This window comes from Arthrobacter nitrophenolicus, from assembly GCF_000332815.1.
Taxonomy (GTDB): domain Bacteria; phylum Actinomycetota; class Actinomycetes; order Actinomycetales; family Micrococcaceae; genus Arthrobacter; species Arthrobacter nitrophenolicus.
This window is the reverse complement of record NZ_AOFD01000001.1, coordinates 67,183-82,270: the sequence shown is the minus strand read 5'-3', so window position 1 is coordinate 82,270 and position 15,088 is coordinate 67,183. Positions and strand designations below refer to the sequence as shown.

12 protein-coding genes and 1 tRNA gene are annotated in these 15,088 nt (G+C 67.1%); 2 read left to right on the top strand and 11 right to left on the bottom strand.

Features of this window, described 5'->3' with window-relative positions; translation table 11 throughout:
• The first annotated feature begins 4 nt into the window (after positions 1-4).
• On the top strand, positions 5-226 hold the full coding sequence (locus tag G205_RS00360) for an SCO4848 family membrane protein (RefSeq protein WP_009356267.1): 222 nt from the start codon (positions 5-7) through the stop codon (positions 224-226).
• Between the two features lie 66 nt (positions 227-292).
• Here the strand turns inward: G205_RS00360 and sufU are convergent, their stop codons facing one another.
• The 10 genes from sufU to G205_RS00315 form a co-directional block, all read right to left on the bottom strand.
• A complete protein-coding gene (gene sufU / locus G205_RS00355; RefSeq protein ID WP_009356266.1) occupies positions 293-742 on the bottom strand; it encodes a Fe-S cluster assembly sulfur transfer protein SufU in 450 nt (149 codons plus the stop codon).
• A 21-nt stretch (positions 743-763) separates the two neighbouring features.
• A complete protein-coding gene (locus G205_RS00350; RefSeq protein ID WP_009356265.1) occupies positions 764-2,089 on the bottom strand; it encodes a SufS family cysteine desulfurase in 1,326 nt (441 codons plus the stop codon).
• 487 nt (positions 2,090-2,576) lie between these two features.
• Positions 2,577-3,773, bottom strand: a complete 1,197-nt coding sequence (locus G205_RS22295) for a helix-turn-helix transcriptional regulator (protein ID WP_235046724.1) — start codon at positions 3,771-3,773, stop codon at positions 2,577-2,579.
• Between the two features lie 102 nt (positions 3,774-3,875).
• Positions 3,876-5,234, bottom strand: a complete 1,359-nt coding sequence (locus G205_RS22290) for an AAA family ATPase (protein WP_338058351.1) — start codon at positions 5,232-5,234, stop codon at positions 3,876-3,878.
• Positions 5,221-7,626 (bottom strand): helix-turn-helix transcriptional regulator, encoded by a 2,406-nt coding sequence (locus G205_RS00340; protein WP_338058348.1) that lies wholly within the window; start codon positions 7,624-7,626, stop codon positions 5,221-5,223. The genes G205_RS22290 and G205_RS00340 overlap by 14 nt, the downstream gene beginning before the upstream one ends.
• A gap of 450 nt (positions 7,627-8,076) precedes the next feature.
• Complete coding sequence (gene pth / locus G205_RS00335) at positions 8,077-8,667, bottom strand: aminoacyl-tRNA hydrolase (protein ID WP_009356263.1); 591 nt, start codon at positions 8,665-8,667, stop codon at positions 8,077-8,079.
• Positions 8,668-8,776: 109 nt separating this feature from the next.
• Positions 8,777-9,394: a 50S ribosomal protein L25/general stress protein Ctc gene (locus G205_RS00330; RefSeq protein WP_009356262.1), complete on the bottom strand. Its 618-nt coding sequence runs from the start codon at positions 9,392-9,394 to the stop codon at positions 8,777-8,779.
• A 302-nt stretch (positions 9,395-9,696) separates the two neighbouring features.
• A complete protein-coding gene (locus G205_RS00325) occupies positions 9,697-10,677 on the bottom strand; it encodes a ribose-phosphate diphosphokinase (protein ID WP_009356261.1) in 981 nt (326 codons plus the stop codon).
• A 2-nt stretch (positions 10,678-10,679) separates the two neighbouring features.
• Positions 10,680-12,158: a bifunctional UDP-N-acetylglucosamine diphosphorylase/glucosamine-1-phosphate N-acetyltransferase GlmU gene (gene glmU / locus G205_RS00320; RefSeq protein ID WP_009356260.1), complete on the bottom strand. Its 1,479-nt coding sequence runs from the start codon at positions 12,156-12,158 to the stop codon at positions 10,680-10,682.
• A gap of 101 nt (positions 12,159-12,259) precedes the next feature.
• Positions 12,260-12,331 (bottom strand) — tRNA-Gln (locus tag G205_RS00315).
• Between the two features lie 134 nt (positions 12,332-12,465).
• On the opposite strand from G205_RS00315, the gene G205_RS00310 reads away from it, so the two are divergent.
• Positions 12,466-13,092: a TetR/AcrR family transcriptional regulator gene (locus G205_RS00310; protein ID WP_009356259.1), complete on the top strand. Its 627-nt coding sequence runs from the start codon at positions 12,466-12,468 to the stop codon at positions 13,090-13,092.
• 157 nt (positions 13,093-13,249) lie between these two features.
• Here G205_RS00310 and G205_RS00305 read toward each other — a convergent pair whose 3' ends face one another.
• Positions 13,250-15,079 (bottom strand): ABC-F family ATP-binding cassette domain-containing protein, encoded by a 1,830-nt coding sequence (locus G205_RS00305; protein WP_009356258.1) that lies wholly within the window; start codon positions 15,077-15,079, stop codon positions 13,250-13,252.
• Positions 15,080-15,088: the final 9 nt, after the last annotated feature.

The following is a 15,088-nucleotide window of genomic DNA, read 5'->3' as shown; positions in this document are numbered from 1 at the left end:
TCCGGTGGAACTGCCGGTTTTCGCGGCCCTGGTCCTGATCGTGGCCGGCGTCTGGTCCCTGGTGGTCTGGCCGCAGTTCCTGCGCCGGGTCATGAAGGACCCCCGGGCCCGGGACGCTGATGGAAAGGCAACCAAGTTCCTTACCGTCCACGTGGTGCTGGTGAGCGTATCCATGGTGCTCGGTGCGGCAACGGCACTCATCGGCATCATGGGGCTGTTCGCCTGACCTCGAACGCGCAAAAGGCTCTCCTCCCGGCGGGAGGAGAGCCTTTTCGCGTTGGTGGGCTGGCGGTCAGGCTGCCTGGTTCAAGGCATCCTCGGCGGCCACCCAGGAGATCATGGCGCATTTCACCCGGGCAGCGTAGCGGGCCACACCCTCGAACGCGGCGGCGTCCCCGAGCAGCTCCGGATCGGCATGGATCTTTCCCCGCGAGCGCAGGACTTCCCGGAAGCTGTCGATGACTTCGTGCAGCTCCGCCACGGTCATGCCCTCCGCCAGGTCGGTGAGCACCGACGCCGATGCCATCGAGATGGAGCAGCCGGCCCCGTCCCAGGAGACCTGGGCGATCCGTCCGTCCTCCACCGCAAGGCGCAGGGTCACTTCGTCCCCGCACACCGGGTTGAGCTGGTGGGACTGCCCGGTGGATGCCCCTTCGGGGGCTTCGGTCGCGGCCAGGCCGCTGCCGTGCCGGGCCTTGGAATGGTCAAGGATGATCTGCTGGTACAGCTGGTCAAGGCTCATGGGTTACCTTCCATCGTCAGGCTAGGCGCCGAAGTAGGCCCGCACGCCGGACACGGCATCCAGGAACTGGTCCACGTCATCCGTGGTGTTGTACAGGTAGGTGCTTGCCCGGGTGGTGGCTGTCAGGCCCAGCCTGCGGTGCAGCGGCTGGGCGCAGTGGTGGCCCACCCGCACCGCGATTCCGCGGGAGTCCAGGAACTGCCCCACGTCATGGGCATGGACGCCCTCGACGTCGAACGCCGCCAGGCCGATCCGCTCCTTTCCGGCGTCAGGCCCCAGGACCCTGATGCCGGGGAGCGATTCGAGTCCCGCGACCATCCGTGCACCGAGTTCGGCTTCCCAGCGGTGGATCCGGTCCAGCCCGGTTTCCGTGAGGTAGTTGGCGGCGGCGGCCAGGGCAACGGCCTGTGAGATGCGCTGTGTACCGGCTTCGAAACGCTGGGGTGCCGGCAGGTATTCGGCGCGCTCCATGGTCACGGTGGTGATCATGGAGCCGCCGGTGAGGAAGGGCGGCAGGATGTCGAGCAGTTCCTGCTTGCCGTACAGGACGCCGATGCCCGTGGGGGCCAGCATCTTGTGGCCCGAGAACACGGCGAAGTCCACGTCCAGGTCCTTGACGTCCAGCGGAAGGTGGGGTGCCGACTGGCACGCGTCCAACACCACCAGTGCGCCGGCCGACCGGGCAAGGGCCACGAGTTCGCGGACCGGATTGATGGTCCCGAGGACGTTGGAGGCGTGGGTGAAGGCCAGAAGCCTGGTGCGGCTGCCAATGATCTGCGCCGCCTGGTCCATCCTGAGGCTTCCGGCATCATCGATGGGGATGTAGCGGAGCGTTGCGCCGGTACGGAAGGCAAGTTCCTGCCACGGTATGAGGTTGGCGTGGTGCTCCATCTCGGTGACCACGATCTCGTCCCCGGGAGCCAGCGCGAGGTCCCTGAGCCCGGCATCGCCGCGGCCCTGCGAAGCCCAGAGCCCGGCGTTGGACAGCGCATAGGAGATGAGGTTGAGGCCTTCGGTGGCGTTGGAGGTCCAGATGGTCTCGGAGTAGTCGGCACCAACAAAATCAGCTACGGTCTGCCGGGCGTCCTCGAAGGCCTCCGTGGCCTCCACGGCAAGGTGGTGGGCGCCCCGGTGAACCGCGGCGTTCCGCTGCTCATAGAATTCCTGCTCGGCTTCCATGACGCTCACGGGATTTTGCGAGGTGGCGCCCGAGTCCAGGTAGACCAGGGGACGTCCGTTGACGAGCTGGTGGAGGACCGGAAAGTCGTTCCGGATGCGCATCACTTCGGCGTTATCCATCACCGGCAGGGCCTGCTCCAGTGTGGCTGGCGTTGATACTAGGGCCAAAACGAACTCCTTGAGATGCCAACGGATGACACTCAATTGTCCCACAGCACGGCTGTGGCGGCCGCCCGAGGGGGGCAGCCGCCACAGCCGCTCCGGGCTTCAGCCCGCGGAGCGGAGGGCCGGCGACGGCTGGGGGGAGAGTCTCGGTCTCAGAAGACTCTGACGTCGCCGGCCCCGTCTCGGCCCGGTCCCTTGGGGCCGGAAGTCGAAAGAGGCCTTGATGTCCTGCGGCAATCTCTGCGGCTTCCTTCCCGCCGCTCCTTTGCCTCCTTAAGTAAATCCTGCGGCACCCGTCTATACACGAGTAGGGTGTACTCGTTTTCCTCCGGAAGGCACTACTTGGGCTGCCGCGCGGGACAGGGGCTGCCGGATCGCGCGCCATTCGCCCGCCTCCATCCAGGGCGCGCAGGTTTCGACGTGCGGCAGTCAGGCAAGGGCACGACGGCGGGAGGCAGCTTTTGCGGTTCCAATCGCCCTGAGGCGGCTGCTACTTGGGCAGCGCGGACTCCAGTTCGTCCCTGCTGCGCACGCCCAGCTTGACGTAGGTCCGGTACAGGTGTCCTTCCACCGTCCGGACCGACACCATGAGGCGCTGGGCGATCTCACGGTCGGTGAGGCCCTGGACGGCCAGCTCCACGATGTCCTGTTCCCGGCGGGTAAGGTGCACGGCGGGGGCCGCGGCGATGAAGCGTCCCTCGCGGAACCGTTCCCCGAGTTCGTGGTCGCATTTCTCCCGCTGGGCCACCGCCTGCCGGGACCGGCGGCGTTCCCCGGCCTGCTCCAGGACTGTGCTGGCACGGGCGTACGCCTCACGGGCGAGGTTGACGAAGCCGGATTCCTCCAGTGATGCCGCGGTTGCCATCAGGGCATCGCCGTCGGCAGCTTCCCAGCTGGTGGCCAGGGTCAGCATCGCAGCAGCCCAGCGTCCCTGCACGGCGCCTGCGGTGTCCTTCACCATGGGGATCACCGAGGGATCCCCCAGGTCCCAGCACACGGCCAACAGCTCGAGCAGGTGTCCGGTCCGCCCGGCGGCTTCCGCGGCAGTCATCATGGTGTGCAGCGAGGCGAGGCCCTTGCCGTCGTGGGCCAGGTATTCGCCCGCCGCGGCGGCATAGGCGCCGGCCAAGAGGTCGTGCTGCGGACCGCCGGCAACAGCATCCTTGTAGTCCTGTTCCAGGCGCTTGGCCTGGGCTGCATCCCCCAGCCGCGCCGCGACGTAGAAACCAAGGGAAGATCCAAAGCGGAACAGGTGGAGCGGGTCATTGAGCCTCAGCGCTTCCACGGCCGGCAGCAGCAACTGGTAGGCGCGCTCCATCCTGCCCTGACGCAGCAGCGAGTAGCCCCTGAGCAACTGCAGGCCGCCGTCAAACGTTCCAGCACCGGCGGCGTGGTGGGCGGCATAGCTGTTCAGCTCGCGTTCCGCCGATTCCCATTCGCCCATGGCCAGGTAACTGGCGACCAGCCGGCCCAGCACAAACTCGGGGAAGAAGAACAGGCTGCCGTCCAGGGGCGGCAGCTCGGATGCGGCCAGGAGCGCGGCATCCAGGCCATCGGCAGGGCGGCCGGCGGCGGTGAGGGCATGGGCCAGCAGCGCTTCAGCAACGGCCGCCACTGGCTGGTGGCCGTCATCCAACGGACGGTGCCTGATGGTCTCCACGGCCGCTGCCAGCGCACGGTGGTCCACTTCTGACCCTGCCTTCAGCAGCTGGAGGATATCCTCCTGCCAGGCCCCGGATCCCCTCCCCCGATGAACCTGCCTGTTCCCGCACGTCCTCCGCGATGGCAGTCAGCTGGTGACCGGCCGCCTGGTGCGCCGATACCCGCAGCAGCAGGACTGCCGGGCCCTGGGGAAGGTCAGTGAGCGGAAGCCAGCATTCGTCGAGCAGGGCGGCCGCATCAGCATAGGCCCCCTCGTTGTACAGGGCGCGGGCCTGGACCGCCTGGGCCAGCGGCAGGAGGTCCGGGGCATGCACCGGGCCGCGATGCTTCGCGCGCTGGGGTTGCGGTACCGGGACAGCGCCTCGACGGCGGATTCAAGCAGGTCGGCGTCAGGCACGCGGAGTCCGCACTCCAAAGCCCATTCCACCGAGCGCAGCCGGCCTTCGCCCCGGAGTAGGGTGCCGTCCTGGTGGGCACGGATTTTTTCCTGCAGCTGGAGGCTGCGCGAGACGGAGATGGTGTTCCTGATGGCCTCGGCGAAGAGGCCGTTCCAGAGGGAAAGTTCAGCCGGAACGCCGGATGTTTCCACCACCATCTGCTGGTCCAGCAGGGAGCGGACCACCGGCGCCCCGCAGATGTCCTCGATGACTTTCCTGCCGACCGGCCCGGCGAGGGCGATGAGTTTGAGTGCTTCCTGTTCTTCGGGCCGCCGCCGGAGGTGGTCCTTGGCCACCACCGCCGTCAGCCGGGCACCATCAGAGGGCAGTGAGCCCAGCAGGACCCAGATGCCGTTGCGCTTGGACAGGATCCCTGCTTCGGCGGCGTCGTGGAGCAGCGCGTCCAGCAGGCGGGGGTTGCCGCCGGATGCGCTCCAGGCGGCGTCTATGGTGGCCGCCGGGACCGTTCCCGACAGGAGGTGTTCCAGGACCTCCTCGATCTGTTCCCGGTTCAGTGGCCGCAGGTCAACGCGCTCGGCAAGGCCGTCGTACCACAACTGGTCGAGCGGCTGCGGGAGTCCGGGCCGCGGCCTCGCCGCCGCCACCACGGTGGCCCAGCCGGCCGAAATCAGGTCCGCCAGAACGCCGGCGGAGGCCTCATCCAGATGGTGGGCATCGTCCACCAGCAGCAGGACCGGGTTGCCGTTCCCGGCTTTCAGCTTCTCGAAATACGTCCACATGGACCGCAGGACCGCCACGGGCGAAACTGATTCCTCGGCGGTCAGGTCGGTGGTGTAGGGGGTCAGCACGCCAAATGGCACGGCGGCGAGCGCCGAACTGCCATGGACCTGCAGGATGTTCAACTCCCCCGCGAACCGCTCTGCCACCGTCTCCGTCAGCGACGACTTGCCGATGCCCGGCCCGGCCATGACGAAGACGGCCTGGCTGGTGCGGTTCCGGACAATGTTGCAGATCCTGTCCAGCGGCTCGCGGCGGCCCGTAAGTGACCGGTGCGCGGCGCCGGGCTTGTGTCCATTAGACGAGTCCAGTCAGATCACCCCTGGAAGTTACGCCGAGCTTGGTGAACACCTGGTAGAGGTGCCCCTCAACAGTCCGGACTGACACGCCCATTTCCAGGGCAATGTCGCGGTTCGACGCACCCCGGCCGGCCAGTCGCGCAATCTGGCGCTCCCTGCTGGTGAGCAGCGGGCTGCCGCTGCTGGGCACGATCGGCAGGTTGGTCACTGTGGCGGCCAGGATGTCCAGGCGGGCCTGGGCGGTCCGGGCGGACATTGAGTCCCCGTCCTGCCGTGCGAAGTCCACGGCGAGGGCCATGCACCGGGCCTCGACGGCGTCCAGTTCCAGGGTGGCGGCGAGCTCTCCGCCGGCGAGGAGTACCTTGGCGTCCCTGGTGCGGCTGCCCAGCGCTATCAGTCGGGACACCTCTGCAAGGGGTCCCTGCCGGTGGTCTGCAATCTCCTCCAGAAGCCGGAAGTCGGCATCGCTCCCGTTCACTGTGGCCGCGAGGAGCTCCACCCCTGCAATCGTGTACCGCCCTGCATCCATGTTCCGGCGGGCCGATTGCTTGAGCTTGCTGACGGCGTCGGGGTCGTTCAGCCAGCGCCCCGCCACAAGGGCACAGAAATCGATGAGGCTGTCGGTGGCGAAACCTGATGTGCCGGAGACCCGTTGGAGTTTGGCGAGGTATTTCCTGGCCTGGACCACGTTGCCGATCTGTGCGTGGGCAAGGGCTGTGGCCGAGTATGCGAACCGGAGTGCGGTCTGCACCGGCTGCAGTTCCAGTTGGGCTGCGGCGGACATCAGGGGATCGAGGGCGGCGGCACCACGGCCGGAATAGACATAGGCGATTCCGGCGGCGAGTTCTGCTGCGGCGCTGCCGAACGGCAGCCGGGATGGTTCCTCGGCGTTGTGCGTGCCCAGGAGGTCGATGCACCGCCGCCACTGGCCTGCCATCAGCAGCACCAGGTAGGCCTCACGGTTGTAGCGCTCGCGGAGGCCCACAACGTGGGAGGCATCGCTGATCTGCCCGCCGAGCTGCCGCATCAGGCTCAGGGCATCCATCTCCCGCCCGGTCAGTGCCAGTGCCGTCATCAGGATGATGGCGGCATTCATGCGGTATTCGGTGTCGGGATTCGATGCCGGGTCCGCGGCGGACTCGAGCGCGGGAATCAACGCCGCGTAATCGCCGGCAAACGCCCGGTATTCGAACTCCGCCAGGGCAACGCGGTTGAGCGCCGCGGCGCCCGGTTCAGGCCAGGATGCACCCCTTCCAGCGGAGGCGAGGCGTTCCCTTGCCTCCGCAAGGAGGGCGGGCACCTTGCCTGCCTGGTTCGGAAGCCGCATCATCACCCGGGCCTTCGCAGCCACCAGGTGGGCGTATTCCTCGGCGTCGTCCAGCGCATCGATTTCCGGCCGGGTGATCTCATCGAGGGCTGACAGGGCCTGGACCGGCATGTCCAGCTGAAGGTAAGCGGCAGCTTTCTGCCGCTGTGCGGGAACCCACTGGGGGTCGGTCCTCTTCAGCATGTCGGCGTAGGTGAGGGCGAACTTGGGGTCGAACAGCTGGACCGCCGCTTCCGCGGCCGCGAGGGCGAAGGCCGGGCTCAGCTCAGCCTCGCATTCATGGGTCCAGGCGGCGAAGGCCATCAGCTCCTCGACCGTCATTCCAACGGGGTCGGGTTCCTGGCCGCCAAGCAGGACGCTGCGCAGTTCCCGGCGCCGGGCGATGCTCAGCCAGGTCCGTACGACGTCGCCAATGTACTTTTCGCGCAGCGATACCCAGCGGTGGTCGGAGTCGTCAATCCCGAGCAGGCCGCCGTCTTCCATGTCGGCCACCACGTCGGCACTGTAGATGGAGGTAAGCCGGGACAGTTCCACGCGCCGTGCGCAGGAGAGCATCTCGATGACTTCCCGGGTTTCCGGGGTTTCCCGTGACCAGCGGGACCGGACGATGTCATCGAGGCTGGCGGCGCCGTCGAGCACCACCTTGTCGCGGAGGGTCCAGACGGAATCGGACAGCACCAGGTTTCCGGACAGCTGCTGCTCAGTGACCAGGGCCTTGAGCAGGAGCGGGTTGCCGCCCACCATGCGGTGGTAGGTGTTGACCAGGGAGGCCGATACCCGGTGGCCCAGCAGGGACAGCAGGACCTGGCGGGTCTGCAGCTCGTTGAGGTTGCTGAGCCGCACCTCGGTCAGCCGGTGGTCCGTGAGCAGCCAGTGGAAGTCGGCCGGAAGGTCGCTGATGCCCGGTGCCACAGCAATGATTTTGGCGGTACCGGTCAGGAGCACGTTCAACAGCACGCCGGCGCTCATGTCATCGATGCTGCCGGCGGTGTCGAGGGTGATGATGCAGGGCCTGCCTGCCGCGTCGCTGCGGATGAGCGAGGTGATGCCGCGGAGGATGGCTGTGGGCGACCCCATGTAGCCTGCGGAAGCCTGGCCAGCAGGAAGGAAAGGCACCCATAGGGGGTGGTGGATCCGGCGGGCCCGTTGCGGAGCTGCAACGACCAGACGTCCGGGCCAAGGTCGGCCACGGCTGCGCGGGCGAGGGAGGATTTTCCCACCCCCCGGCTGCCGGTGATGACGGCTCCCAGGGAATTTTCGCTCGTCAACGCTGTGTGGATGGCTTCGAGGTTGGCACTGCGGGCAGGCGCGGACCATTGCTGCTCCGGTGCTTCCGAGGCATGGGCGCGCAGCCCAACGTCGTGAGGTGTTGACCCACGTCCCCAGCTGAGTGGCTCGATTGACATGAACTTATCCCCTACATCCCCGATAGCGGGTTGTAGCCCCATTGCTCCCCCGCATAGCAAGAAGAGTACCCTGTGGCACCCACAGGGAAACAGGTTGAAACGGGTTTAAGTTTCTATATTGCTACCGCCCGGTTTTGGCGGGATGGTACTTCTGCTGCGCTGCCGTAAGGCCCTCGTGCAGCAGCGCCTCCACGGCATCCGCCGCTTCATCGAGCAGGAACGGCAGTTCCTTGAGCTCCGCGGTGCCAAAATCCCGCAGCACGTAGTCGGCGGTGTCCATCCTGCCGGGAGGACGCCCGACCCCCACCCGGACCCGCAGGTAATCCTTGGTGGCCAGCGCTTTCGAGATGTCGCGCAGCCCGTTGTGGCCGCCTTCGCCGCCGCCGATCTTGAGCTTCACAGTGTTAAAAGGGATGTCGATTTCGTCGTGGACGGCAACCACATGGTCGGGCGAGATGCCGTAGAAGTTGGCCAATGCGGACACCGGGCCGCCGGAAACATTCATGTAGGTCATCGGTTTGGCCAGGACAACCCGGGGGCCGCCAATCCCCAGCCGTCCTTCCAGCACCTGGGCGCGCGCCTTGTGGGTCTTGAACCCGGCACCGATCCGGCCTGCCAGTTCGTCGAGGACCATCTGGCCGACGTTGTGCCTGTTGCCTTGGTACTGGACTCCGGGGTTTCCGAGGCCAACGATCAGCCAGGTGTCAGTCATGGGTCAATCCTAAGGTGGGCGGTTGGGACAAGCCGCAGGCCAGCGGCGGTGGACATGGCAGTGGCCGGACCCCAGGGGGATCCGGCCACTGGCAAGGGCATAGCGGTTGTTACTCGGCTGCTGCTTCCTCGGCTGCTTCGGGAGCTTCTTCGGAAGCGGCCTCGGCTTCTTCGGGAGCTTCTTCCTCGGCGGCGACTTCCTCGGAGATGTTGACCACGAGGGCCTCGGCGTCGGTCAGCAGGACCGAACCCTTGGGCAGGACCAGGTCGGAGGCGTGGATGTGCTCGCCTGCGGCGCGGCCTTCGATGCTGACCTCAACGGACTCGGGCAGGTGGGTTGCCTCGGCCTCGAGGGACACAACGGTCAGTTCGAGGTTGTGGACGGTGCCGGGGGCGGTTTCACCTTCAACGTGGACGGGGACGTCAACGGTGACCTTCTCGCCCTTGCGGACGGTCAGGAGGTCGATGTGCTCGATGATCTGCTTGATCGGGTCGCGCTGGATGTCCTTGACCAGGGCCAGGTGGCCGTCGCCGTTGATGTCCAGGGACAGCAGGGCGTTGGGGGTGCGGACAGCCAGGGTGGTGGCCTTGGCCGGGAGGGTGATGTGGATGGGCTCTGCGCCGTGGCCGTAGATGACGGCGGGGATCAGGTTGGCCATCCGGGCGCGGCGGGCGTAGCCCTTGCCGAATTCGGTGCGCAGTTCTGCTGCGAGCTTCTGCTCAGACATGGAAATCTCCTTGAAGACTAAACGGTGTTCAGCAAGGGCGGAGGTCTGGTTCGACCTTCAACGCCGGGCGGCCCGGAGGCGGCTCTTCACGAAGGCGCCCTTCGCAATGAAGGGCAGATCAGACCCAGTCGATAACGGAGACTGCAGGCCGTTGCCGGGCGTACACCCAACCGGCTGCTCTCCCTCGCCAAGGTATCGGGGACAAGCCTACCAGCGGCGGGCCGGTTTCCTTAAACCGGGCCCGGTCGCCGGTGGATGAGCCTGTCGAAACCGGGTTTCGACAGGCCTAACCACCAGGAGCGCTACGCGTTGCCGTCGAACAGGCTGGTGACGGAGCCGTCGTCGAACACTTCACGGACGGCGCGTGCGATCAGCGGCGCGATGGACAGCACGGTCAGCTGCGGGAACCGCTGGGAGGCGGACAGCGGAAGGGTGTTGGTGACAACCACTTCGCGGGCACCGGAGTCCGAGAGCCGCTGGGCGGCGGGCTCGGAGAAGACGGCGTGCGTGGCGGCGATGATGACATCTTTGGCGCCGGCGTTCTTCAGCACCTGGACTGCACCGGAGATGGTTCCGCCGGTGTCGATCATGTCGTCGATGAGGACGCAGGTGCGCCCCTCGATCTGGCCCACCACGGTCTTGGACACGGCCTGGTTGGGGACGGTCAGGTCGCGGCTCTTGTGCACGAATGCCAGGGGCGCGCCGCCCAGCCGTTCGGCCCACTGTTCAGCCACCCGGACGCGTCCGGTGTCGGGGGAAACAACGGTGATGTTGTCGGCGTCCACCCGGGTGCGGATGTAGTCGGCCAGCAGCGGGATGGCCATCAGGTGGTCCACGGGACCGTCGAAGAAGCCCTGGATCTGGGCGGTGTGCAGGTCCACGCTCATGATGCGGTCCGCGCCGGCGGTCTTGTACATGTCGGCCACCAGGCGGGCGGAGATGGGCTCGCGGCCGCGGCCCTTCTTGTCCTGCCGGGAGTACGGGTAGAACGGCGATACCACGGTGATCCGCTTGGCTGAGGCGCGCTTCAGCGAATCGATCATGATCAGCTGTTCCATCAGGTGGTTGTTCAGCGGGGCCGGGTGCGCCTGGATTACGAAGGCGTCCGTGCCGCGGACGCTTTCGCCCGCGCGGACGTAGATCTCACCGTTGGCGAAATCGTAGGCGTCCACCGGGAGGAGGTCCGTCCCGAGCTCCTTGGCGATTTCCCGGGCAAGCTCCGGGTGTGCCCGCCCGGTGGCGAGCACCAGCTTCTTCTCGCCGTGCGCCGTAATTTCGCTCATTATTACTTGCCCTCTTCTGTAGATGCCGGGGTACTTGAGGAGTCTTTGGTGGCCGCCTGGGCCAGTTCGGCCGAACGGGTTCCCGGCCTGTGGGCGGGGACCCAGCCTTCGGTGTTGCGCTGGGCAGCGATGCTCAACGCAAGGGCGCCGGCGGGTACGTCTTTGCGGATCACCGCACCGGCGCCGCTGTAGGCGCCGTCCCCCACGGTGACCGGAGCAACAAAGACCGTATTGGAACCTGTACGCACACCGGAGCCGATGACCGTCCGGTGCTTCTTTTCGCCGTCGTAATTGGCTGTGATGTTTCCGCAGCCGATGTTGGTGTCCTCGCCGATTTCGGCGTCACCTGCATAGCCGAGGTGGGACAGCTTGGAGCCGCGGCCGATGGTCACGTTCTTGGTTTCGTAGAAGGCGCCGATCTTGCCGCTTTCGCCCAGGACCGTGCCCGGGCGGAGGTACGTGAAGGGCCCGACGGCGGCGCCCTTCCCGATCACGGCACCGGAACCATGGGTGCGGACCACCTTGGCTCCTTCGCCGACGGTAACGTCCGTCAGGGTGGTGTCCGGGCCCACGACGGCGTCCCGTGCCACGGTGGTGGCTCCATGGAGCTGGATGTTGGGCAGGAGCCGGACGTCCTCGTCGAGCGTGACGGAGGAATCGATCCAGGTGGTGGCGGGGTCCACGACGGTGACGCCGGCGCGCATCCAGGCTTCCACGGTGCGCCGGTTCAGTTCCGCGCCAAGCGCTGCGAGCTGGACGCGGTCGTTGGCGCCTTCCACCTGCCAGCGGTCCGCAGTGACGACGGCGGCCACGCGGCCCCCTGCCTCCCGCGCCAGTCCGAGGACATCCGTGAGGTACTTCTCCCCCTGCGCGTTCTCGGTGGTGACCTTGCCCAGGGCTTCCCGCAGGACCGCGGCGTCGAAGGCGTAGATGCCGGAGTTGACCTCGCGGATGAGCTGCTCGGCCTCGGTGGAATCCTTGTGCTCCCTGATCCCGGTGACCGTGCCGTCCTCACCGCGCAGGATCCGCCCGTAGCCGGTGGCGTCGTCCAGCACCGCGGTCAGGACGGTCACCGCGTTGGCTTCGCGCTCATGGGTGGCAACCAGTTCGGCCAGGAGCCCGCCGGACAGCAGCGGGACGTCGCCGTAGGTGACCACCACGGTGCCGGTGAGCTGCTGCTCCGCGTCAAGGGCCTGGAGTGCCGCTTCGACGGCGCGGCCGGTGCCGGGGATGTCGTCCTGGTCAACGATCAGGGCCGACGGGTCGAGCCGGGAAACGTGCTCCGCCACCAGGTCGCGTTCGTGGCGGACCACGATGGCGAGCTGCTGCGGGTTGATGCTGCGGGCCGCCAGGAGCGCGTGCCCCACCATGGACCGCCCACCGATTTCGTGGAGGATCTTGGGGGTACGTGACTTCATCCGCGTACCGGCGCCTGCTGCCAGGACGATGACGGCGGCCGGGCCGGTTTTCTCGGGGATCACGTACGGGCTCTCCTTGCCTGGGTTGCGCTGGCGCTTGCGGTGTCCGGCCGGCCTGTTGGCGCGGTACCGGGTGTCCTCCTACTGAACTCCTCGCACAGCAGTTCCGCCCATAGGATTCGAACCTATACTCCACGGCTCCAAAGGCCGGGGTGCTGCCGTTACACCAGAGCGGACCATGCCCCAGGCGCTAGGCCCGGGCACAAGTCCCTATTTTGCCATGGGTTCGGGGCGCGGCGCGACACGGGCCCGCCGCGCCCGCTCCGCAGCCCCGGAAAGCCGGGCCAGGGCCGTAGGGCATGATGGAAATGTGAGCAACACCCCCCCGCGGACCCGGATGACCGCACTGCAGCGCCGGAGCCAGCTGATCGGCGTCGGACGGGGCCTCTTTGCCGTCCGGGGCCTGGACGGCACCACCATCGAGGAGATCGCCGCCTGCGCAGGCGTATCCAAGCCGGTCATCTACGAACACTTCGGTTCGAAAGAGGGGCTCTACACCGAGGTGGTGGACTGCGAGTTCCACATCCTCCTGGATTCCATCAGCGCCGCCCTGGCCGAGGAGGCAAAGCCGCGGGTCCTCGTGGAGCGCGCCGCGCTGGCGCTGCTGACCTACATCGAGGACCGCACGGAAGGCTTCCGCATCCTGATGCGGGACGCCCCGCCCTCCCAGCCCGAAGGGGCCTTCTCCACCCTGCTCTCGCACGTCACCGCCCGGGTGGAGCACATCCTCTCCGACGAATTCTCCCGCCGCGGCTTCAGCGGTGAAGACGGCGCCATGTACGCCCAGATGCTCGTGGGCATGGTGGCCATGACCGGCCAGTGGTGGCAGGACAGCCGCCAGCCCGACAAGCACACTGTGGCAGCGCACCTGGTCAACCTCGCCTGGAACGGCCTGACCGGCCTCAAGAAGGACCCGGAGCTGCGGTCTGAGGCGTAACTGCCTGGTTCCGTCCGCGGCACAGGAGCCCTTCGCCGTCGCTTAGACACAACGCATAGGGGCACCTGCGGTCGCTGGGCGACCTCCGGCGCCCGATGCGCCGCGATGCGCGACTACACGAAGGCCTCCTGCACCGCTGGTGCCCGCGTCGCCTTTGTCAGTCGCCCAGGAGCTCCGAGGCTTCGAGCCACTCCATTTCCAGGGCGTCCTTTTCCTCGCCCAGGTCCTTGAGCTGCTTGTTCTGTTCCGCCAGGGCGTCGAAGTCGGACTTCTCCGTGCTCTTGACCATGTCGTCGTGGAGCTTCTTTTCCTGCTGCTCGAGCTTCTTCAGCTGCCGCTCGATCCGGTTGAGGGCCTTGCGGGCCTCCCGCTTTTCCGCCTCGGAAGGGCCTGACTGGGCGGCGGCCGGAGCCGCGCCGCCGGCGCTGGTGACAGGGTTGCCGCCGCCGGTCACCGTGGATCCGGCGAGGGCGGACTCACGGAGCTCAAGGTACTGGTCCACGCCGCCGGGCAGGCCGCGGAGCTTGCCGTCGCCGAGCAGGGCCATCTGGTGGTCCGTCACGCGTTCAAGCAGGTAGCGGTCGTGGCTGACCACCACCAGGGTGCCCGGCCAGCCGTCCAGGACATCCTCAACCGCAGCCAGGGTGTCTGTATCCAGGTCGTTGGTGGGCTCGTCCAGCATCAGGACGTTGGGCTCCCCCACCAGGAGCCGCAGGAGCTGCAGGCGCCGGCGTTCACCGCCGGACAGGTCCTTGACCGGGGTCCACTGCTTCTGGTTGGTGAAGCCCAGCTGCTCCACCAGCTGGCCTGCCGTGAATTCCCGGCCGCCCACGTTGAAGGACCGCTTTTCCCGCTCGATGACCTCAATGACGCGGAGGTCGGAGACGTCGTCGAGTTCCTTGACTTCCTGCGTGAGCACGGCCGTGACCACGGTCTTGCCGCGCTTCAGCTTGCCGGCGTCAGGCGTAATCTCGCCGTTGAGCAGCTTGAGGAGGGTAGTCTTGCCGGCGCCGTTGACGCCCACCAGCCCCAGGCGCTCACCCGGCGCCAGGCGCAGGGTGATGTTGTCGAAAAGCTTCCGGCCGTCGTCGCCGCCGCGGAAGTTGAGCGAGACGTGCTCGAGGTCCAGTACATCCTTGCCCAGCCGGGCCGTGGCCATCTTGTTCAGCGCCATGGAGTCGCGCGGCTCCGGGACATCCTCGATCAGGGCGTTGGCCGCTTCGATCCGGAATTTCGGCTTGGACGTCCGGGCGGGCGCGCCGCGCCGGAGCCAGGCCAGTTCCTTCTTGACCAGCTGCTGGCGCTTGCTCTCCACGACGGCGGCCATCCGGTCCCGCTCCGCGCGGGCAAGGACGTAGGCCGCATAGCCGCCTTCAAAGGGGTCCACGATGCCGTCGTGCACTTCCCACGTCTTGGTGCACACTTCATCGAGGAACCACCGGTCGTGGGTCACCACCAGGAAGGCGCCCTGGTTGGCGCGCCAGCGCGATTTCAGGTGCCGGGCCAGCCAGGCCACACCTTCAACGTCGAGGTGGTTGGTGGGTTCGTCAAGCATGATGACGTCATGGTCCTCGATGAGCAGCTTGGCGAGGGCAACCCGCCGTTTCTGCCCGCCGGACAGGGCATGGACATTGGCGTGCCAGTCGACGTCGGACACCAACCCGCCCATGATTTCCCGGATCCGGGGATTGCGTGCCCACTCGTAGTCGGCCTGGTCCCCCACGATCGCGGCACCCACGGTCAGGTCGCCGTCGAGCACGTCGCTTTGGTCCAGGTAGCCGATGTTGACGTCGCCGCGCTTGGTGACCCGGCCGGAATCCGGCGTGGAACGCAGGGCGAGCAACCTCATCAGGGTGGACTTGCCATCGCCGTTGCGGCCCACCATGCCGATCCTGTCGCCCTCCTCGAGTCCCAGGGTGACGCCGTCAAGGACGGTGCGGGTTGCGTAGGAAACCGTCAGGTTTTCGCCGCCAAGAAGGTGTGCCAAAGGGAACTG